The sequence below is a fragment of the Neoroseomonas terrae genome (assembly GCF_018129025.1).
Taxonomy (GTDB): Bacteria; Pseudomonadota; Alphaproteobacteria; order Acetobacterales; family Acetobacteraceae; genus Neoroseomonas; species Neoroseomonas terrae.
This window is the reverse complement of record NZ_JAAEDI010000014.1, coordinates 67,497-88,066: the sequence shown is the minus strand read 5'-3', so window position 1 is coordinate 88,066 and position 20,570 is coordinate 67,497. Positions and strand designations below refer to the sequence as shown.

The following is a 20,570-nucleotide window of genomic DNA, read 5'->3' as shown; positions in this document are numbered from 1 at the left end:
GATGGAGGACTTCGTCGACGCCTTCTTCAATCTCGACATCATCCGCCGCGCCTCGCCGATCCTCTGGAGCGGCCTGCTGCAGACGCTGCTGCTGGCGGTGACGGTTGTGCCGGTGGGGGCGGTGGGCGGCGTTCTGCTTGGCCTCCTCACCTCCTCACCCAACAAGACCGTGCGGCGCAGCTTCGCGCTCTGGACAGACTTTTTCCGCGGCGTTCCGCCGCTGGTCCTGCTGGTGTTCATCTATGCCGGCCTGCCCTTCGCCGGCCTCGACACGGGGGCCTGGGGTGCGGTGGTGATCGGCTTCCTGCTCAACACCAGCGCCTACTATGGCGAGATCCTGCGCGCCGGCATCGAAAGCGTCCCGCGCGGCCAGGTCGAGGCCGCGCGATCGACCGGCCTGACCGCGACAAAGACGATGGGCCTTGTCGTATTGCCGCAGGCGGTGCGGAACGTGCTGCCCGACCTGGTGAGCAACACGCTGGAGGTGGTGAAGCTCACCTCCATCGCCAGCGTCGTCGCGATGCCCGAATTGCTGTTCCAGGCCCGCCAGGCGCAGAACGCGACCTACAACGCCTCACCTATCGTTGCCGCGGCGATCGCCTATTTCATCATGCTCTGGCCGGTGGTGCGGCTGATCTCCCGGCTCGAGAACAAGGTCCTGGTGGCGCGTCGCTAAAGCATCTTCACCCGATCAGGTGATCTCGCCTGATCGGGATCTGCCCCAACTGACGCCGGACTTCGCGCGACCCACCCGATGCGGGATCGCCGCGTCAACCCGGTTGCAGGTCGTCCTCGTCACCATCGATCGGGATATGGCGTATGGCGGCGGCGAAGGCATCCCGCTCGCGGAAGGACCGCACCGTGCGCTGCCGTTCGACGACCATGAGTTCCGACAGCAGCGCATTGACCAGCGCCATCGCACCCGTCAGCGAATTCCCGAAGAAGGCGCTGCGCGTGCCGGTCGTGAACAGGATGTCGGCGAGCGGCGCAAGCGGCGAGAGCGGCCCATCGGTGATCACCAGCGACCGCGCCCCGTGTTGGCGCGCGATGCGCAACGCCCCTTCGACCATGCGCGAATAGCGCGGGAAGCTCAGCGCGATGATGGCGTCCTTCGGCCCGATGCCGATCATCTGATCGAGGCGCGTTCCGCGCGCGGGGTCGAGCAGGATCGGCTGATTGACCAGGTGCCGCAGGTGGAAGGCAAGCATGTCCGCCAGCCCGAACACGCTACGCACGCCGATGACATAGACCCGCCGTGCGCCGGTGATCAGGCCGACCGCGCCTTCGATGTCCGTGGTCGGCAGCGTCTCGGCCAGAAGGCGCAGCGTCTCGCTGTCGTGGCGCAGCGATTCCCGCGCCGCGTGCCCGCGCTTGCGCGGCGTCGGCGTGCCCGCCACGCGGCCGAGCTGGCTCAGATATTGCCGAACCTGGTCCTGGACTTCCTTGCGCAGTGCGGGATAGCCCGCGAAGCCGACCGCCTGGGCGAAGCGCACCACCGTCGACTCACTGATCCCGAGCCGTTCGGCAACCTTGGTCGCGGTCAGCAATGCGACCTCGGCCGGCTGTTCGAGGATCAGTGCGGCGACGGCACGGCCGCGCTCGCCGAGGCGCTCGGCGGCGGCGGCGATGCGGCGTTCCAGATCTGGCGAGAGGCGATGCATCGGCGCTGCCCGTCAGGCGATCTCGCCTTCCTCCCGCAATAGGCGGATTGCGCCGCGCAGGGCATCAAGCGTCTGCGCCAGCTCGGCCTCCCCATGCGTGCCCGACGCAAGCCCGCCGGGCCAGGGAGAGAGGTCCACGCCGAACAGCCGCGTCGCCAGCCGAAGCTTCCCGGCCACGCGATTGCCGCGCGGCAGCTTGAGGTCGGCATAGCCGAGCGACGCCGCATCGAAGCTGCGTGGATCGACGGGAAGGCCATTCGGATTGATGAAGATGTGGAAGGCGCCATAGGCGCCATAAGCGACCCAGGGCAGTCCCAGTTCGCAGAACATGTCATTGGCCGCGGCGATGAAGGCCGCGGCATAGGCATGCGTGCGGTCCAGCACATCCGTGTCACGCAGGATCTCGAGCGTCGCGACCCCCGCCGCGGCCGAGAGCGGATTGGCGTTGAAGGTGCCCTGGTGGCCGATCTTCTCGACGCCGCGCTGCGCTGCGCGTTCGGGGTCGAGCAGTTCCAGCACGTCGCGGCGCCCGACGACCGCCCCGCCCGGCAGCCCGCCGGCGAGGATCTTCGCCAGCGTCGCAAGGTCGGGCGTGATGCCGAGCGCCTGCTGCGCGCCGCCGCGTGACACGCGGAACCCCGTCACCACCTCGTCGAAGATGAGCAGGATGCCGCGCTTCGCGGTCTCCTCGCGCATCCGCTGCACGAAGTCGGGACGCAGCGGGACCTGCCCATAGGTCGAGCCGGTCGGCTCGAGGAACGCCGCGGCGATCTCGCCCTCATGCGCGTCGAGCGCGGCGATCAGCCCGGCCTCGTCATTCGGATCGACCAGCACGGCCTGCTCGGCAAGGGCAGGCAGCACGCCCGCACTCGCGGAGCCGTCGAAGTGATGCGTCACGCCGAAGGCGACATGGTCGTGCCAGCCATGGAAGTGGCCGCGCAGGCGCAGGATGCGCGACCGGCCGGTCGCGGCCCGGGCCAGGCGCATCGCCATCAGCGTCGCCTCCGTCCCGGAATTGGTGAAGCGCACCAGCTCGGCGCAGGGCACCATGGCCTGCACCAGCTCGCCCCAGCGCAGTTCGAGGTCGTGATTCGCCCCGTAATGCGTGCCGCGCATCGCCTGTTCCGCGACGCGGGCCATCACCTCTGGCGGCGCATGGCCGAGGATCAGCGCACCATGGCCGCCGACATAGTCGACATACTCATTGCCGTCGCTGTCCCATTTGCGCGCGCCGGCGGCATGGGTGACCGACAGCGGATGCGGCAGCTGGTAGCGGCTGTCATGCGTGACCCCGGCGGGGAACACCGCGCGGGCGCGGCGATAGGCATCCGCCGAGGACGGCGTGCGCGCCAGGTAGGCCGTGACGATCGGCGAGTTGGTCGTGGTATCCATGGCGATCACGCGAAGGGGTTGAAGCTCGTGGGAAAGACGCCGCGCGGCTGCATCAGCGGGTAGGGATCGCGTGGCAGGAACTGGCCGAAGCCCGGGTCGACACCACGCTTGCCGTCCTGCACCACCGCAGTGCCGCGCACCAGCGCCGCGACCGGCCAGCCCGTGACCTCCATGCCCTCATAGGGCGTGTAGTCCACCGCGTGGTGCAGCTCGGCATTGGCGATGCGGCGCGTCGCCTTGGGGTCCCAGATCGCGATATCGGCATCCATGCCGATCGCGATCGACCCCTTGCGCGGGTAGAGTCCGAACAACTTCGCCGGGTTCGTCGCGGTGATGGCGGCGAATTGCTGCAGGTCGATGCGGCCCTTCACCACGCCCTCGCTGAACAGCAGCGGCAGCCGCGTCTCGAGCCCCGGCACCCCGTTCGGCACCTTGGAGAAGGAGGCATCCGTGCCGAAGGCCTGCTTGCCGGCCGACCCGCCGTAATTCGTCGGCGCGTGATCCGAGGAGACGACGCCGATCACCCCGTCGCGGATCGCCTGCCACAGCGCGTCGATATCGGCCTGCTCGCGCAGCGCGGGGCTGCAGATCGCCTTCGCACCCTCGAAGCCCGGCTTGTCCAGCGCCGCGGCCGTCAAGGTCAGGTATTGCGGGCAGGTCTCCGCGAAGACCTTGAGGCCGCGTGCCTGGCCGCGACGGATCTCCTCGACCGCCTCGGCGCAGGTGACGTGGAAGACCTGCAGCGGCTGGTCCAGCAGCTCCGACATCATGATGATGCGGTGCGTCGCCTCGCGCTCGACCAGCGGCGGCTTGCTGATGGCGTGGTAGGGCGCGGTGATCTTGCCGGCCGCCTCCAGCCGCCTGGTCATCCAGGCGATGGCGGCGTCGTTCTCGGCATGCACCGTGACGAAGGCCTGGTTCTCCCGTGCCGTCGCCAGCACGGCGATGACCTGCGCATCGTCCAGGCGGCTCGCCTCATAGGTCATGAACACCTTGATCGAGCGATGGCCGGCCGCGATCAGCGGCGGCAATTCGGCCAGCACCGCCGGCGTCGGGTCGGTCACGATCAGGTGGAAGCTGTAATCCACCACCGACTTCGTCGCGAGGCGATGATACTCCTCGACGCTCGGCGTCAGCGCCGAGCCCTTGTAGTGCGGGGCGAAGCAGATCACCGAGGTGGTGCCGCCGAAGGCCGCCGAGGTGGTGCCCGATTCGAACGTGTCGGCAGGCACGATGCGCGAGCCCTTCTTGTACTGCTCGATATGGCAATGGCTGTCGATGCCGCCCGGCAGGACGAGCAGCCCCGCCGCGTCGATCTCCTTCGCCGCGCGCGGCAGGTCCTTGCCGAGGGCGGTGATGACGCCGCCGCTGATTCCGATGTCGCAGACCATGGTGTCGGCAGCGGTCACCACCGTGCCGCCGCGGATGACGGTCTGAAGTTCCTGCATCGCGTTCGAACCTGTCCGATCAAGGGAGGCAAAGGCGCCTGCGGGGACGCCATGCGTGCAGAAACAATGGCAGGTGATTCGTCATCGCGCAATTTTTCCTGCTTGCATGCTGCGCTGCGGCAGGCTGACATGTCGGGCACCCCGATGTCCGAACCCGAAGGGATGATCCCGATGCCGCGTCTCGTCCGTGTCGCCGCCGCGCAGCTTGGCCCCATCGCCCGCGAGGAAAGCCGCGCCGCCGTCGTCGAGCGGCTGCTCGCCATGCTGCACAAGGCGCACAGCTTCGGCGCCCAGCTCGTCGTCTACCCCGAGATGGCGCTGACCACCTTCTTCCCCCGCTGGGTCTTCGACGACGTCGATGACGCCGACGCCTTCTGCGAAACCAGCATGCCGAACCCCGACGTGCAGCCACTGTTCGACGAGGCGAAGCGCCTCGGCATCGGCTTCTACCTCGGCTATGGTGAGCTGACGCAGGAGGAAGGCCGCAAGAAGCGGTTCAACACCTCGATCCTGGTCGGCGCCGACGGGTCGATCATCGGCAAGTACCGCAAGGTCCATCTCCCTGGCCGCAAGGACGCCGACCCGACCGGATGCGCGGGCAATTTCGAGAAGCGCTACTACGAGGTCGGCAACCTTGGCTTCCCGGTGTTCCGCGCCTTCGACGGCGTGATGGGCATGGCGATCTGCAACGACCGCCGCTGGCCGGAAACCTATCGCGCGATGAGCCTGCAGGGGGCGGAGCTGATCATGCTCGGCTACAACACCGGCACGGTGAAGCGCACCATGGTCGGCAATGCGCAGGTGCAGGAACCGGCGCATCTTTCGTCCTTCCACAATCATCTCGTGATGCAGGCAGGCGCCTACCAGAATTGCTGCTGGGTCGTGGGCGTCGCCAAGGCCGGCATGGAGGAAGGCGTGGAGTTCATGGGCGGCAGCTGCATCATCGCGCCGACCGGCGACATCGTGGCGCAGGCGGTGACGACGGCCGATGAGGTGATCGTCGCCGATTGCGACCTCGACCTGTCGCTGCACAATCGCCGGACCACCTTCAATTTCGAGGTGAACCGTCAGATCCAGACTTATGGAATCATCACCGCGCAGCGCGGCGTGGTTGTGAGCGTATGACGAGGGCGCGGCCGCGTCCCCGCCGGGCGGCGGAACGCGCCGCGCTGAACGCCACCGCGGAGTGACCCCTGCCATGTCCAGGCGCATGATGAAGCTCGGGCTCAACCTGGTCGCCAACGGCGCCCATGGCGGCGGCTGGCGCATGCCCGAGGCGCATCTCGGCGCCGCCATGGACATCCGCATGTGGAAGGCGCTGGCCAAGGAGGCCGAGCGCGCCAGGTTCCACTTCATGTTCTGGGCCGACGGCATGGCGGTGCGCAGCTCGGCCGCCGACGAGCGGCAGCTCAGCTACGACAGCCGCATTGACGTGTTCGAACCGATGACCCTGCTCTCCGCCCTCTCGGCGGTGACCGAGCGCATGGGCTACATCGCCACGGTCTCCACCACCTACTACGAACCCTTCGCCATCGCGCGGCTCTTCGCCTCGCTCGACCACATCACCGAGGGGCGGACCGGCTGGAATGTCGTCACCTCCTGGTCCGAGCAGGAGGCGCTGAACTTCAACCGCGACAAGCATATGGAGCACGCGGCGCGCTATCGCCGCGCACAGGAGGCAGTCGATGTTATCCTCGGCCTGTGGGATTCCTGGCAGGACGACGCCTTTATCCGGGACAAGGCAACCGGGCAATACTTCGACCCCGCGAAGCTGCACATCCCGGATCATCGCGGCGAACACTTCAAGGTGCGCGGCCCGCTCAACGCCAGGCGGCCGGTCCAGGGCTATCCTGTGATCGTACAGGCCGGCTCATCCGGGCCCGGGCAGGACCTGGCGGGGCGCATCGCGGAGATGGTCTACACCATGCAGAAATCCTGCGCCGCGGCGCAGGCCTTCTACGCCAGCGTCAAGGGTCAGGTCGTGGCGCATGGCCGCGACCCGGACAAGGTCCTCGTGATGCCCGGCATGATGCCGATCATGGGGAGGACCATGCAGGAGGCGCGCGATCGCGCCGAGCAGATGCAGGCGTTGATCCATCCGCAGCTCGGGCTCGCCGCGCTGGTACCGGCGTTCGGCGACCTGTCCGGCTACGACCTGGACGGGCCTGTGCCGCAGATGCTGGCGGACACCAACAGCGTGAAGAGCGAGCACGCGACGCTCGCGAAGCAGGTGGCGGCGAACGGCAGCATGACGATCCGCGAGCTGATCCACCAACGCTCGGCCTCGGGCCATCACGTCATCGTCGGCACGCCGCAATCCATCGCTGACGAGATGGAGGAATGGTTCGTCAACCGCGGCTGCGACGGATGGAACATCCTGCCGCCCTACTTCCCCGGGCCGGTCACCGAGGTCTTCGACCAGCTGATCCCGGAACTGCAGCGCCGCGGCCTGTTCCACACCGACTATGAGGGCGTGACGCTGCGCGAGAACCTCGGGCTGGCGCGTCCGGACCACCCGGCGGTGCGCAGGGCCGCGGCGGCGGATAGCCGACTGTCCATGCGGGTTCCGGAGCGCCGCTAGCACTACTTTGGCCGAAAGGGCTTGAGACGGAGGTCGAGGCTGCGACTGGAGTGCGGACATCGGCGGTGAGATGTGTCGAACAAGTGCTGCTGGATGGCTCGGCGGACGGCAGGGCGGCTGGGCTCAGGTGGTGGTCCGGACGTGCGCTTATCCCACCTTCGCCGCCATGAGCTTCTGCGTCTGAAGAAAGCGTAGGCGAGCATTGTCATCAGCGCGTAGCGATGCAGCCCTGTCCAGCAGCGTCCCTCGAAGTAATCGAGGCCAGGTTCTTCCTTCAGTTGCTGGTGCGCCTGGCCGCAGACCCAACGCGCGCCTTAATGGCGGCCAGCGCGCGCAGCGGAGTGTCGGCGGGCCGGTTCGAGAGATAGCACTTCCAGCTCGCCGTCCGAGCGTCGTTCGCCGATGTGTCAGGTCTCTCACCCGGCATATGCTGGGCGCCCATGTCGCGGATGCGCTGCGGCGGGCCATCGGCAAAGCAGCCATGGGCTGGAGCAGGGTCCTCTCCTACTGTTAGAAGGCGACTCATACACGATCGGGTTCAATACCGAGCGGGCGTGGGCCGCGGCGAGCGGTGGTCTGGGGGCAGGCTTCACGCCGTCGGGGCGGTTCGGATCAACGACGAGGCCGTGGATATCAAGAACCGCCCCTTCGCGCTGAAGCCCGGGGATGTGATTGGCACCAACGCTTGGCGGTACGGGCTTCGGTTCTGCGTGAGCGCGCGCACGTTCTGAATGGCGTTGCGTCCGTCCTCAGGCAGAGGCTTGCGCCTGCTGCCTTGCTCGGTCTCCACGTGCATTGCGGTAGCCCGAATGCGGCGCCCCCACGGCTACCAATCGTTTCTGAAGGAGGATTGTTGCTGGCGTTGACCGCCGTTCGAGACTCCGTGGCGGGAGACAACAGTTCCAGTGTCCCGCTCGAAGGGAAGGATCCAGTATCGCATTGCTCGCGGACGGATCCGCGCGAACCCGATCGAGTCGTTATGCCGCCGAGGCGCTCCTATCGCAGCAGCCTTGGAACCTCGGGGGCTTTGCGTCGATACTGAGGCTTTGTACCAATCGGCGCATCGAGGATGAACCGGTACCGCATTGCCTTCGTCACGATCGGCCAGTCTCCACGCGGGGACATGGTGCCGGAGGTGCTTGCCCTGACCGGCGCCGAGGCCGGCGAAATCGACGCCTGCGAACATGGCGCGCTGGATGGCCTGGACGACACCGCCATCGCCGAGGGCGCGCCGCGCCAGCGCGAGCCGGTCCTCCTCACGCGTCTCGCGGATGGGCGCCGTGTCCGCGTCGGCGCCGGCTTCCTCGGCCGCCGGCTGGAACCGCTGCTGCATCGGCTCGACGGTGAGGGCCACGATCTGATCGTCCTGCTGAGCACGAGCCTGTTCCAGCCCTATCGCCTGCGCACGCCGCTGGTGCATGCGCAGCAGGCCGTCGATGCCTGGATCGGCGCGCTGGTCATGGGTGAGGCTCGTCTCGGCGTCATCCACTCGCTCGTCGAACAGCACCGCACCTCCGCGCATGGTGCGCTGATCCAAACCGCGCGGGCCGTGGCACGCGAGGACGACCTCGAAACGCTTGATGAAGCCGCCCAGCGGCTCGCCGCGACCAACCTGATCCTCATGCACTCGGTCGGCTATACCGAGGCGATGGCGCAGCAGCTTGCCGCGCGGACGCAGAAGCCCGTGGTCACCGCCCGGCGGATCGTGGCGAGCGCCGTGCGCCTCCAGCTTCTGATCCTGGCGACGCGCCCGGCGCCGGAGGCGGAGGGACCGCATGCCCTGATCGAACGCCTGCCCGGACCGACCGAGACGCTCACCCCGCGCGAGCGCGAGGTCCTGACTGCGATGCTCGAAGGCGAGGGCAACAAGGAGATCGGACGTCGCCTCGGCATTAGCCACCGCACGGTGGAGATCCACCGCGGCCGCGTCATGACCAAGCTGAGCGCCGGTTCGGCCGTCGAACTGATGCGGCGCCTGATGCTCGTGCGGAACGCCTGATACCGACGGGCCGGTCTGCTGACCGGACCGAGGCCGCGAAGGCGGCCCGCCGGTAGTCCGGCGAAAGCCAAGCAAACCGGAGGTTTGCACCCGGCGCCTGAGGGCATGAAAAAGCCAAGACCAGCGGTCCCGAATAGGGGCCCTTGGTATGAGGCTGCCCGCATCGCGGGCGGATTGCCCGCGCAATTGCATGAAAACGACGCAGTCGTAAGGGGCCGTCCGTACAGCGGGCGGCCGCCACCCTGCTGTACCGTTGCTCGATCGATCACCATGGCTGCGTTCGGCGCGGCGTCAGACAACGGACAGGATGCTGGGTCGGATGACAGAGGCAGCGTCGCGCTACCGGATCGGGTTCGATATCGGCGGCACCTTCACCGACTTCATCCTGCTCGACCGCAGCAGCGGCACAATCCGCCTGCACAAATGCCTGACGACGCCGCAGGATCCGTCCGAGGGCGCGCTGGCGGGTCTGGCCGAACTCGTGTCGGGCGCCGGTCTTGCCCTGTCGGACATTGCCGAGATCGTGCATGGCACGACCCTTGTCACCAACGCGCTGATCGAGCGCCGCGGTGCATCGCTCGGCATGATCACCACCGCGGGTTTCCGCGACGTGATCGAGATGGGCACGGAACAGCGCTACGACATCTACGACCTGTTTCTGCAGTACCCCGACCCGCTGGTGGCGCGGCGCCACCGCCTCGAAGTGCCGGAGCGCCTGGACCGCGACGGCAATGTCGTGACGCCGCTCGACCACGGCGCAGTGAAACAGGCGGCGCGCAAGCTCATGGCGGCGGGGGCGGAGGCAATCGCCATCTGCTTCCTACACGCCTATCGCAACCCGGCGCATGAGAAGGCGGCCGCCGCCGCGATCCGCGAGGAATTCCCCGACGTCGCGCTGTCGCTTTCCTCGGAAGTCGTCGCGGAGCTGTGGGAGTACCAGCGCTTCGTCACCACCTGCGCCAACGCCTATGTCCAGCCGCTAATGGACCGCTACCTGAAGCGGCTCGAACGCGAGTTATGGACGCAGGGCTTCCGTGGCGCGCTGCGGCTCATGCAATCGGCCGGCGGTCTCGTCGCGCCGGATGCCGCGCGCGCCTTCCCGATCCGGCTGTTGGAAAGCGGACCCGCTGGTGGCGGCCTGGCGACCGCCTTCTTCGGCGGGCTGGTCGGCAAGAAGGACGTCATCTCCTTCGACATGGGCGGCACCACCGCCAAGGCCTGCATGATCGCCGACGGTGTCTGCGAGGTCGCGCCGATGATGGAAGTGGCGCGGCTGCACCGCTTCAAGAAGGGCTCGGGCCTGCCGATCAAGGCCCCGGTCATCGACATGATCGAGATCGGCGCGGGCGGCGGTTCCATCGCGACGATCGACGAGGTCGGCCTGCTGAAGGTCGGGCCGCATTCCGCCGGCGCCGATCCGGGCCCGGCCTGTTACGGCCACGGCGGCACGCAGCCGACCGTCACCGATGCCAATCTCGTGCTCGGCTACTACGATCCCGGCTTCTTTCTCGGCGGGCGGATGGCGCTCGACAAGCCGGCGGCGGAGAGCGCCCTCGAAGGGGTCGGCGCGAAGCTTGGTCTCTCGGCCGTCGAGACGGCCTGGGGCATTCACCGCACGGTGACCGAGAGCATGGCCGCCGCCGCCCGCATCCACATCGTCGAGAAGGGCAAGGACCCCCGCCACTACGCGATGGTCGGCTTCGGCGGCGCCGGCCCGGCCCATGCGGTGGAAGTGGCGCGCATCCTCGGCGTCGGTGAGGTGCTGATCCCGCCGGCCTCGGGTGCCGCCTCGGCGCTCGGCTTCCTCGCCGCGCCGCTGTCCTTCGAGAGCGTGCGATCGCTGCCGGTGGCGATGGACGATGCGGACGCGCCGGCGCAGATGGAGGCGACGCTGGCGGCCCTTGCCGCCGAGACCGCCGCCATGCTGACGGCCGCCGGAATCCCGGACGCCGACATCATCATCGAGCGCAGCGCCGACATGCGCCTCGCCGGCCAGCTTCATGAGATCAACGTGCCGTTGCCGGCCGGCGCCATCACGGCGGCGACGCTGCCGGCGGTGATGGCCGCCTTCCGCCGCGTCTATTCCGCGCGTTTCACCTCGGTCTATGAGGGCGTGGTCGCCGAGATCATCTCCTTCCGCGTTCGCGCCGTCGGTCCTTCTCCGGCGTTGACCGTCGCCCAGGCCGACGCACCTGACGGCGGCGTGCTGCTCAAGGGTCGCCGCCCCGCCTTCTTCGGCGACGCGTTCCTCGACACGCCCGTCTACGACCGCTACGCGCTGAAGGCCGGCGAGACGGTCCAGGGCCCCGCCATCATCGAGGAGCGCGAAGCCACCACCGTGATCGGCCCGCGCGACAGCGTCACGGTCGGCGCGGCCGGCACGCTGCGCATCGCGGTGGGCGTCTCGGCGCCGGTCGCTGCGCGCATCACGCCGGCGACGCCGATCGAGGAGGCCTGCGCCCTGATCGAGGCAGATCCGGTCTCCCTCGAGATCATGTGGAGCCGGCTCGTCACTATCGTCGAGGAGATGTGGCACGCGATCTGCCGCACGGCCTTCAGCCTGATCGTGTCCGAGGCGCAGGACTTCGCCTGCGATCTGCTCGATGCGGATGGCGAATCCCTCGCGCACTCGCCGCGCGCCATGCCGGTCTTCAACCTGACCCTGCCGCGCGCGGTGAAGGCGATGCTGAAGAAGTACCCGGCCGAGACGCTGAAGCCGGGCGACGTGCTGATCACCAACGACCCGTGGATGTGCGCGGGCCACCTGTATGACATCGCGATCGTCACCCCGGTGTTCATGGAAGGCCGGCTGGTAGCGCTGATCGGCACGGTCGGTCATGTCGGCGACATCGGCGGCATCAAGAACGGGCTGAAGGCGCAGGAGGTCTTCGACGAGGGCCTGCAGATCCCGCCCGCGAAGCTCTACCGCGCGGGCGATCCGAACGACACGCTGTTCGACATGATCGGCGAGAACGTGCGCAAGCCGGAGGAAGTGCTGGGCGACCTGCATTCCTTCATCGCGGCGAATGCGCAGGGCGGCGAGCGGCTGCTCGGCTTCATGCGCGACTACGGCATGCAGGATCTGCGCGCCCTCGCCGCGGTGGTGCAGGGCCGCGCGGAACGCGCGATGCGCGACGCGATCCGCGCCCTGCCGGATGGCGTGCATCATTCGAAGGTCAGCAACGCCGCGCTGGGCCAGGTGCTCGAATACCCGCTGAAGGTGACGGTGTCGGGCGATGAGATCGAACTCGACTTCGACGGCGCGCCGGGCCAGCTGCCGGTCGGCGGCCTGAACTGCACCTACAGCTATACGGTGGCGCACGGGTCGTACCCGCTGAAGTGCATCCTGAGCCCGCAGGTGCGCGGCAATGCCGGCTGCTATCGGCCGATCACGGTGAAGGCGCCGGGAGGGTCGGTGCTGAACTGCACGCGGCCGGCTGCGGTCGCGCTGCGCACCCGCACGGGCTGGTACCTCGCGCCGAACATCTTCCGCGCGCTATCCGAAGCCGCGCCGGACCGTGTCCAAGCGCATACCGGGTTGCCGGTGTCGGTGAAGGTGCATGGCCGCGATGCCAAGGGGCGCCTCTACGCCGACCACTTCTTCATGGGCGGCGGCCAGGGCGCGGGTGCGAATGGCGACGGCAAATCCGCGCTGCTCTGGCCGACCTCGGCGGCGAATACGTCGATCGAGCTGTTCGAGACACGTTCGCCCGTCCTGGTCGTCGAGAAGTCGCTGATCGCGGATTCCGGCGGCGCCGGGAAACATCGCGGCGGCCTCGGCACGCGAACGCGCATGCGCAAGCTGCATGATGACGGGCTGCCGACCGAAGCCTCGGTCGCCGCCGAAGGCGTGGGTGTCGACTCCCCCGGCCTGTTCGGCGGCCTGCAGGGCGGCCGCGCGCGCGGCGCCGTGCTGGACCGCGAAGGCAACCTGGTGCGCGACTGCGGCAGCGGCGAGCTCGTCACGCTGACCGACACGAGCCGCATGATCGAAGTGCGGCTCTGCGGCGGATCCGGCTTCGGCCCGCCGGAGGAGCGCCCGTCCGCGCTGCTGGAACGCGACTTGCTTGAAGGATACGTCACGCCGGGCAGCGCCCCTGCCGCGGCGCAGGCCGCCGAATAGGAGACGAAGCATGAATCGCCGCGAACTCCTGCTGGCCGCCGGCGGCCTGATGTCTGTGCCGGCCGCCTCGCTCAGCCCCGCCTACGGCTTCGAGCGGGAAGGCGATCGTCGCATCATCGTCTTCTCCGGCAATCAGCCCGTGCCGATCCTCGACCCACACCAGCGCTACGACTGGTCCACGCGCATGATGCAGCGCTGCCTCTACGATGCGCTGGTGCGCTACGAGGGCGCACCGGCCCGTATCATCCCCTGGCTCGCCGAAAGCTGGGACACCAGTGCCGACGGTCTGACTTGGACCTTCCGCCTAGTCGGCAACGCGAAGTTCAACAATGGCGACGTGCTGGACGCCGAGGCGGTGCGCTTCTCCTTCGAGCGTGGCCTGAAACTCAACAAGGGCATCTCCTGGATGCTCTCGCGCCACCTGAAGCCCGAAAACATCGCGGCGGTCGATGCGCGCACTGTCCGCTTCACGCTGGACCGCCCCTATCCCGACTTCCTGTCATTCCTGCCGTTGTGGTTCATCGTGAACCCAAAGCAGGTCACGGCGAATGCCGAGGGTGACGATGACGGCCAGAAGTGGCTGACGGCGAACGCCGCCGGCTCCGGCCCCTTCCGTATCCGCCGGTGGGATGGCCAGTCGGTGATGGCGCTGGAAGCCGTGCCCGACTACTGGAAGGGCTGGCCGATGCCCGAGCCGGAACGCCCGGCCGGTGTCATCTTCCGCGTCATGCGCGAATCCGCGCCGCGCAAGGCCGCGCTGCAGCGTGGCGAGGTGGATGTCGCCTCCGGCCTGACGCCGGATGATCTCTCCCAGCTCGCGCGCATGCCGAACATCGTGGTGTCGGACAACGAAGGCGCTGCGCCCTTCGCCATCATGATGAATACCCAGAAGGGGCCGACCGCCGACATCAACCTGCGCAAGGCGATCGCCTACGCCTTCGACTATGAGGCGCTGATCGCGATCCACAAGGGCGACGCGAAGCTGATGGACGGGCCGTTCCCCTTCGTCACCGAGGGCCGCATCCAGTTGGACATGCCGCGCAAGGACCTCGATCGCGCGAAGCAGTTTATGGCCCGCACGCCGACGCCGAATGGTGGTCTCGAGCTGGAATACCTGCATGTCGCGGGCAATGAGGTGCAGCGGCAGATCGGCCTCGTGCTGCTGAACGCGCTGCAGCCGCTCGGCATCCGCGTGAACATCGTGGGTCAGCCCTGGCCGACGCTGGTCGGGCGTGGCGGATCGCCGGAGACGGCGGCGGCGATGACGGCGGTCTATGTCACACCGGTCACGACCTCGCCCGACACCGTTGCGTCGCAATACGCCTCCTCGGCGGCCGGGCAGTTCTGGGGCATCCATCACCTGCGCGATGCCGATATCGACCGCATGGTCGCCGAGGCCGCGGTCGAACTCGATGAGGCGAAGCGCCTCGACCTCTACGCGCAGATCCAGCGCCGCGTGGTCGACCTCCAGCCGGTCGTCTTCTGCATGACGGCGAACCAGCGCTGGGCCATGCGCAGCTATGTGCGCGGCTTCCAGCACCAGGCATTGAACCTGACGGGCGAGATGGACCTCTGGTCGCTCTACGTCGCGCGCGGATGAGCATGCTGCGCTACCTGGCCGGGCGGCTGGCCTATGTGGCGCTCATGCTGCTCGGGCTCGTGGTGATTACCTTCGTGATCTCCAACGTGACCCCCGCCGACCCGGCGGCACTCGCGGCGGGGCCGGATGCGACGCCCGACATGGTGGCGACGCTGCGGCGTGAGTACGGGCTGGACCGGCCACTGCCCGAGCAATTCCTGCGCTACGTGACCGACCTCGCGCAGGGCCGCTTCGGCCGGTCGATCCAAAGCGGCAATACGGTCGGTGAGGATCTTCTCCGCTACGTTCCCGCCACGCTGCAACTGGTGATCCTCGCGATGGGCTTCGCCTGCGCGGTCGGCATTCCGCTCGGCATTCTCGCCGCGGTGTTTCGGCATTCCTGGGTTGATCACGGCATCCGCATCCTTGCCGTCTCCGGCATCGCCCTGCCCGCCTTCTGGATCGCTCTGCTGCTGCAACTCGTCCTTGCCGTCTGGTGGGGCTGGCTGCCAACCGGCGGCATCCTGTCCATCGCCGCCGATCCGCCGCCCACCATCACCGGCATGGTGCTGTTCGATGCGCTTCTGGCCGCCGATTGGGGCGTCTTCGCCGATGCGGCGTCGCATGCCGTGATGCCGGCCTTCGTGCTCTCCCTGCCCTGCCTGGCCTCCGTACTGCGCGTGAACCGCGCGGAGATGATCGAGGTGCTCGGGTCCGACCACGTCACCGCGGCGCGCGCGCACGGCGTGAAGCCAGGGCGCGTGATCGGCCTGCTCGCGCTGAAGAATGCAATGCTGCCGACGCTCGCCATGATCGGACTGCGCTTTGGCTGGATGCTCGGCGGCACCGTGCTCGTCGAGACCGTGTTCGACTGGCCCGGCATCGGGCTCTATGCCGTGAATGCCGCCATCGCGTCGGACTTCAAGCCGGTGATGGGCGTGACGCTCGTGATCGGCCTGATGTTCATGCTGACCAACCTGCTGGTTGACCTCGCCTATGGCTGGCTCGACCCGCGGACGCGCAGCGCATGAGCGACGCCAGCCTTCCCGCCGCGACGACCGTGCCCTCGCGCCTCGCACGGCTGCGCGTCGAGCACGCCGGCACGATCCGCCAGGCGCGCTTCTTCGCCTGGACCTTCGCGCGCAGCCCCTCCGCGATGCTCGGCCTGGTTCTCGTGCTCGCCTTCATCGTGCTGACGGCGATCGGGCCCTGGATCGTGCCCTATCCGGAGCACGCCACCGGGGCGGTGAACCTGGCGAACCGGTTGCAGCCGCCATCCGCCGCGCATTGGTTCGGCACGGATGAGATGGGCAGTGACATCCTGACGCGTGTCGTCATCGGCACGCGCACCAGCTTCTGGATCGGCGCGACCATCACGGGCCTCGCCATGCTGGTCGGCGTGCCGCTCGGCATCGCGGCGGGCTATTTCGGCGGGCGTGTACGGTCGGTCATCATGCGCATCACCGACGTCTTCCTCGCGGTGCCGGGGCTCGTCCTGGCGCTCGCCATCGTCGCCTCGCTCGGCCCCGGCATCCTGCATGGCGTACTGGCGCTCGCCATCGTCTGGTGGCCCGGCTATGTGCGGCTGATCGAGGCAAAGGCGCTCACCCTGCGGTCCGAAGCCTATGTCGAGGCGGCACGCACGATGGGGGCATCGCACGCGCGCATCCTGCGGCGCCACATCCTGCCCAATTGCATCAGCCCGCTGGTGGTGAAGGCCAGCATGGACATGGGCATGGCGATCCTCGCCGCCGCCTCGCTCGGCTTCATCGGCCTCGGCGCCAAGCCGCCGGCGCCGGAATGGGGCGCGATGATCGCGACGGGCCGCACCTACATGCCGGATTGGTGGTGGTACTCGGTGTTCCCGGGCGTGTTCATCTTCCTCACCGTACTCGGCTTCAACCTGTTCGGGGACGGGCTGCGCGACACGCTCGACCGGCGGAGCTCACGCGGGTGAGCCTGATCGAGATCGCGGATTACCGCCTCGCCTTCGACGGCTTCGAAGGCCGGGTGCAGGTGCTGGACGGCATCGACCTGGCGATCGAGGCGGGCGAGGCCGTCGGCATCGTCGGCGAGACCGGCTGCGGCAAGTCGGTGCTGGCGCGCAGCATGCTCCGCCTGAATCCCGCCCCGCCGGCGCGCATCGTCTCCGGGCAGATCCGCTATGACGGCGCGGACATCCTGGCGATGCCGCCGGACCGGCTGCGCGACCTGCGCGGCGGCACCATCGGCATGGTGTTCCAGGACCCTGTCACCTACCTCAACCCGGTCTTCACCATCGGGCGGCAGATGGCGGAAGTGCTGCGCGCGCATGAACCCGACCTGTCGCGCGCACAACGCCGCGCGCGCAGCATCGAACTGCTCGACGCCGTCCGCCTGCCCGATCCGGCGGGCCTGCTCGACCGCTACCCGCATGAACTGTCCGGCGGCATGCGGCAGCGCGTGCTGATCGCCGAGGCGCTCGCCGGCAATCCGCGCGTGCTGATCGCGGACGAGCCGACCACGGCGCTCGACGTCACCATCCAGCGGCAGATCCTCGCGCTGATCGCCGATCTGGTGGAACGGCTCGGGCTGACGCTGGTGCTGATCAGCCACGACCTCGGCGTGATCGGCGCGGTGTGCCGCCGCATCGTCGTGATGTATGCCGGCACGGTGGTGGAGGATGCGCCGGCGGAATCGCTCTTCCGCGCGCCGCAACACCCCTACACGCGCGGCCTGCTGGCCGCCATGCCCGATCTCGGCCGGCCCGACCACATGCCCGAGGGCATCGCCGGCAGCATCCCGGACCTGCGCTCCCCGCCGAAAGGCTGCCGCTTCCATCCCCGCTGCCCGCTGGCGACCGCCATATGCAGCGAACGCAAGCCGGTGCTGGACGGCGGGCCGCACGCCGTCGCCTGCCATGCCGTGGCGGCCGCCGCATGATCCCGCTGCTCGCGGTCGAGGACGTCACGGTCCGCTTCGGCGACTTCGCGGCGGTCAGCGATGTCAGCCTGGCGCTGATGCCGGGCGCGGCGCTGGGGCTGGTCGGTGAATCCGGCTCGGGCAAGTCCACGCTGCTGCGCGTGCTGCTGCGCTTGCAGGCCGTCGCTTCCGGCCGCGTGCTGATGGACGGTGCCGACATCACGACGGCCCGCGAGGGCGGCCTGCGTGCGCTGCGGCGGGACGTGCAGGTGGTGTTCCAGAACCCGCATTCGGCGTTGAACCCGCGCCTCAGCGTCCATGATTCAGTGGCCGAGCCCTTACAGATCCAGGGCGTGTCGAACCGGCAGCAGATGCGCGACCGTATCACCGGGCTCCTCGACGATGTCGGTCTCGGTGAGCAATTCCTCTGGCGCTTTCCGCATGAGCTCTCGGGCGGGCAGAAGCAGCGCGTCTGCATCGCGCGTGCCCTCGCGACCCGGCCGCGCGCATTGCTGCTCGATGAGCCGACGTCGGCGCTCGATGTGTCGGTGCAGGCGCAGATCATCGACCTGCTGCGCCGGCTGAGGCAGCAGCACAACCTCGCCTTCCTGTTCATCTCGCACAATCTCGCTGTGGTGCAGCTGCTGTGCGAGGAGGTGGCGGTGCTCCGCCAGGGCGTGATCGTGGAACGGGGGGCAGTGAAGCAGGTCCTGCACGCCCCGCAAAACCCATACACGCAGGCACTGATCGCCTCTGTCCTATCCCCAGGTGGCAGCCGGCTCAGCGGACCAGCCGTTTGTGAAGGTGTCAGAGCTTTCGGCATCCATTGACGCATGGCAGTGCGCCGTTCCGAGCCGCATCGGCTAGATGTACTTGTTACTTACGTTGTCTCTCCTGAGACAGACGATTTTCACAGGAATGGTTACGCAGGGGTTGAATCGAGAACAGTGTTGGAGAGACGCAGGGTGATGTGACTCGTGCTGATCCGGTGCACGCCGTAGGCAGAGGAGCACGTGGGCGTCGTATCGGATACAACCTCCAGAGCGACGCCGCCTAGAGGTCCCTACCGCCGCGCCAGTCGGTGGAGGAGCAATTGGACGGTGGCGAGACGGCCGATGCCAGCAGCGTCACCGGCCTGACAACAACGGTAGGGGCATCCGGCCATGCATGGCTATCCCGGCATGCGCGACCATGGCCTGACGGACAGCAATTCATGCCGGAAGAAGCTCAGGCGGGGGCGCCATGGACCGTTGCTCCGCCGTCCACGCCCCGCACCAGCACTCACCGGGTTCGATCCATCAGCCAGCCGAACAGCCCGCCCTCAATGGCGGCATTGGCCACCAGCGTACTCCAACTCCGAATGCTGGGCGATCAGTACATATGGGATCTGAAGTGAGAAACGATGCGCTTGCCCGCAGAAATTCCGCTGCCTTCGCGTCTGCTCCCACTCAAACGTCTCGAAAGGCCCCGGAAGAAAGGTAACCATCCGGCGAGGGCCGCGGTGTGCAATGGATCAGGCGGCGACGGTGTGAATGGCCTTAGCGCCCTTTCAATTCCAAGGCAGCAATTCGTGCAGGCACGATGCTGAGTGGTTGGAGATGCGGGCCAGCACGTCGGCGAGCCAGGCGCGCGGATCGACATCGTTGATCATCGCGGTGACGATCAGCGAGTACATGGCAGAGGCTCGCTAGCCGCCGCGATCGGAGGCGGCCAACAGCCATGACTTCCCCCCCAGGGCGATGCCGCGCAGCGCGCATTCGGCGGCATTGTTCGTGAGCCAAATGCGGCCATCGTCGAGGAGCCGCGTGAACGCACTCCAGCGCTTCAGCATGTTGTCCATCGCCTTGGCCAGCTCAGTGTGCCGAGACAGCGTGCCACGGGTCGCGTGCATCCAGGCCTCGAGGTCGGCCGCCAGAGATGCGATGCGCTGCTGACGGGCTGCCCCGCGAGCCTCGGCCGACAGGCCGTTGACGGCACGCTCGGCATCAAAGATGGCATCGATCCGGCGCATAGAGATCCTTGAACCCGGCATAGACGTCCGCCTGCAGGAGCCCGCCATAGCCGGCGAGGTGTTGTCACGGGTGCTCCGCCGAGCGGTCGCAGGGACTGTCAGGAATTTCGTGTGTGGCCGGTCATGATGGGAAGGAGACCTCCCCCCATGGCCCGACGGAAAGAGCCGGTCATCCCTGACGCGATCCTGGACAAGTTGCTGTCCGGGTCGGAAGCCAGCCGCGTTCGATCACGGCGGCCTGCTGGATCAGCTGAAGAAGGCGCTGGCCAAGCGCGCGCTGAACGCCGAGATGGACCACCACCTGGCGGGCGAGGCCGGCGCCGGCAACAGCCGCAACGGCTATGGGCGCAAGAGCGTGGCGACCGACACCGGCCGGATGGCGCTGGAGGTGCCGCGGGACCCGTCAGGGCAGCTTCGACCCGCTGCTGATCGCGAAGTACCAGCGGCGCTTCCCCGGCTTCGACGACAAGACCGTCTCGATGTACGCGCGGGGCATGAGCACGCGCGAGATCGCGGGCCACCTGCTGGATTTGTATGGCGTCGAAGTCTCGGCGGACCTGATCAGCACGGTCACCGATGCGGTGCTGGATGAGATCGATGCCTGGCAGGCGCGGCCGCTGGAGCCGGTCTACCCGCTGGTGTTCTTCGATGCGCTGCGGGTGAAGATCCGCGACGAAGGCCTAGTGTACAACGAGGCGGTGCACGCACTCGGCGTGCGGGCGGACGGCACCAAGGAAATCCTTGGCATGTGGCTCGAGCAGAACGAGGTGCGCGTCAGGAACGAGCTGCGCAACCGCGGTGTCGAGGACATCCTGCTCGCCGTGGTCGACGACCTGAAGGGCTTTCCCGAGGCGATCCTGGCGGCCTTGCCCGAG

General features: G+C 68.0%; 13 protein-coding genes and 3 pseudogenes. 11 read left to right on the top strand and 5 right to left on the bottom strand.

Translation table 11 applies throughout. The annotated features are described in order from the left end of the window. The first annotated feature begins 1 nt into the window (after position 1). On the top strand, positions 2–676 hold the full coding sequence (locus GXW78_RS14255; protein ID WP_211869489.1) for an amino acid ABC transporter permease: 675 nt from the start codon (positions 2–4) through the stop codon (positions 674–676). Between the two features lie 94 nt (positions 677–770). On the opposite strand, the gene GXW78_RS14250 is transcribed toward GXW78_RS14255, so the two are convergent. Genes GXW78_RS14250 through hydA form a run of 3 tightly spaced genes read right to left on the bottom strand, consistent with a single transcriptional unit; the run spans position 771 to position 4,501 of the window. Beyond that, positions 771–1,661 (bottom strand): MurR/RpiR family transcriptional regulator, encoded by an 891-nt coding sequence (locus GXW78_RS14250; RefSeq protein WP_211869488.1) that lies wholly within the window; start codon positions 1,659–1,661, stop codon positions 771–773. Positions 1,662–1,673: 12 nt separating this feature from the next. Continuing rightward, positions 1,674–3,053, bottom strand: a complete 1,380-nt coding sequence (locus GXW78_RS14245) for an aspartate aminotransferase family protein (protein ID WP_211869487.1) — start codon at positions 3,051–3,053, stop codon at positions 1,674–1,676. Between the two features lie 5 nt (positions 3,054–3,058). Beyond that, positions 3,059–4,501, bottom strand: coding sequence for a dihydropyrimidinase (gene hydA / locus GXW78_RS14240; protein ID WP_211869486.1), 1,443 nt, complete (start codon positions 4,499–4,501; stop codon positions 3,059–3,061). A 171-nt stretch (positions 4,502–4,672) separates the two neighbouring features. On the opposite strand from hydA, the gene GXW78_RS14235 reads away from it, so the two are divergent. Both GXW78_RS14235 and GXW78_RS14230 read left to right on the top strand, forming a co-directional pair. Then, entirely contained in the window at positions 4,673–5,626 is a 954-nt protein-coding gene (locus GXW78_RS14235) for an N-carbamoyl-D-amino-acid hydrolase (RefSeq protein WP_211869485.1), read from the top strand. A gap of 73 nt (positions 5,627–5,699) precedes the next feature. Continuing rightward, positions 5,700–7,082, top strand: coding sequence for an LLM class flavin-dependent oxidoreductase (locus tag GXW78_RS14230; RefSeq protein WP_246522195.1), 1,383 nt, complete (start codon positions 5,700–5,702; stop codon positions 7,080–7,082). Positions 7,083–7,084: 2 nt separating this feature from the next. On the opposite strand, the pseudogene GXW78_RS28710 reads toward GXW78_RS14230, so the two are convergent. Next, a pseudogene (locus GXW78_RS28710) lies at positions 7,085–7,554 on the bottom strand (IS701 family transposase); the annotation flags it as partial. A 597-nt stretch (positions 7,555–8,151) separates the two neighbouring features. On the opposite strand from GXW78_RS28710, the gene GXW78_RS27980 reads away from it, so the two are divergent. The 7 genes from GXW78_RS27980 (at position 8,152) to GXW78_RS14195 (ending at position 18,514) form a co-directional block, all read left to right on the top strand. Beyond that, complete coding sequence (locus GXW78_RS27980; RefSeq protein WP_246522193.1) at positions 8,152–9,081, top strand: AroM family protein; 930 nt, start codon at positions 8,152–8,154, stop codon at positions 9,079–9,081. Between the two features lie 319 nt (positions 9,082–9,400). Continuing rightward, entirely contained in the window at positions 9,401–13,204 is a 3,804-nt protein-coding gene (locus GXW78_RS14220; RefSeq protein WP_246522191.1) for a hydantoinase B/oxoprolinase family protein, read from the top strand. Between the two features lie 10 nt (positions 13,205–13,214). Then, the gene (locus GXW78_RS14215; RefSeq protein ID WP_211869483.1) at positions 13,215–14,804 is read left to right on the top strand and encodes an ABC transporter substrate-binding protein; all 1,590 of its coding nucleotides are present in this window, start codon (positions 13,215–13,217) and stop codon (positions 14,802–14,804) included. Between the two features lie 2 nt (positions 14,805–14,806). Next, complete coding sequence (locus GXW78_RS14210) at positions 14,807–15,814, top strand: ABC transporter permease (protein WP_211869482.1); 1,008 nt, start codon at positions 14,807–14,809, stop codon at positions 15,812–15,814. Beyond that, positions 15,811–16,740 carry an ABC transporter permease gene (locus GXW78_RS14205; protein WP_211869481.1) on the top strand — a complete coding sequence of 310 codons (930 nt, stop codon included), beginning with the start codon at positions 15,811–15,813 and terminating at the stop codon, positions 16,738–16,740. The genes GXW78_RS14210 and GXW78_RS14205 overlap by 4 nt, the downstream gene beginning before the upstream one ends. Continuing rightward, on the top strand, positions 16,737–17,705 hold the full coding sequence (locus GXW78_RS14200; RefSeq protein WP_211869480.1) for an ABC transporter ATP-binding protein: 969 nt from the start codon (positions 16,737–16,739) through the stop codon (positions 17,703–17,705). The genes GXW78_RS14205 and GXW78_RS14200 overlap by 4 nt, the downstream gene beginning before the upstream one ends. Then, on the top strand, positions 17,702–18,514 hold the full coding sequence (locus GXW78_RS14195) for an ABC transporter ATP-binding protein (RefSeq protein ID WP_211869479.1): 813 nt from the start codon (positions 17,702–17,704) through the stop codon (positions 18,512–18,514). Before GXW78_RS14200 ends, GXW78_RS14195 begins: the two co-directional genes overlap by 4 nt. A gap of 719 nt (positions 18,515–19,233) precedes the next feature. Here the strand turns inward: GXW78_RS14195 and GXW78_RS14190 are convergent. Continuing rightward, positions 19,234–19,698 (bottom strand): annotated as a pseudogene (locus tag GXW78_RS14190) (IS66 family transposase); the annotation flags it as partial. A gap of 144 nt (positions 19,699–19,842) precedes the next feature. Between GXW78_RS14190 and GXW78_RS14185 the strand changes: the two are divergent. Further along, a pseudogene (locus tag GXW78_RS14185) lies at positions 19,843–20,570 on the top strand (IS256 family transposase); the annotation flags it as partial.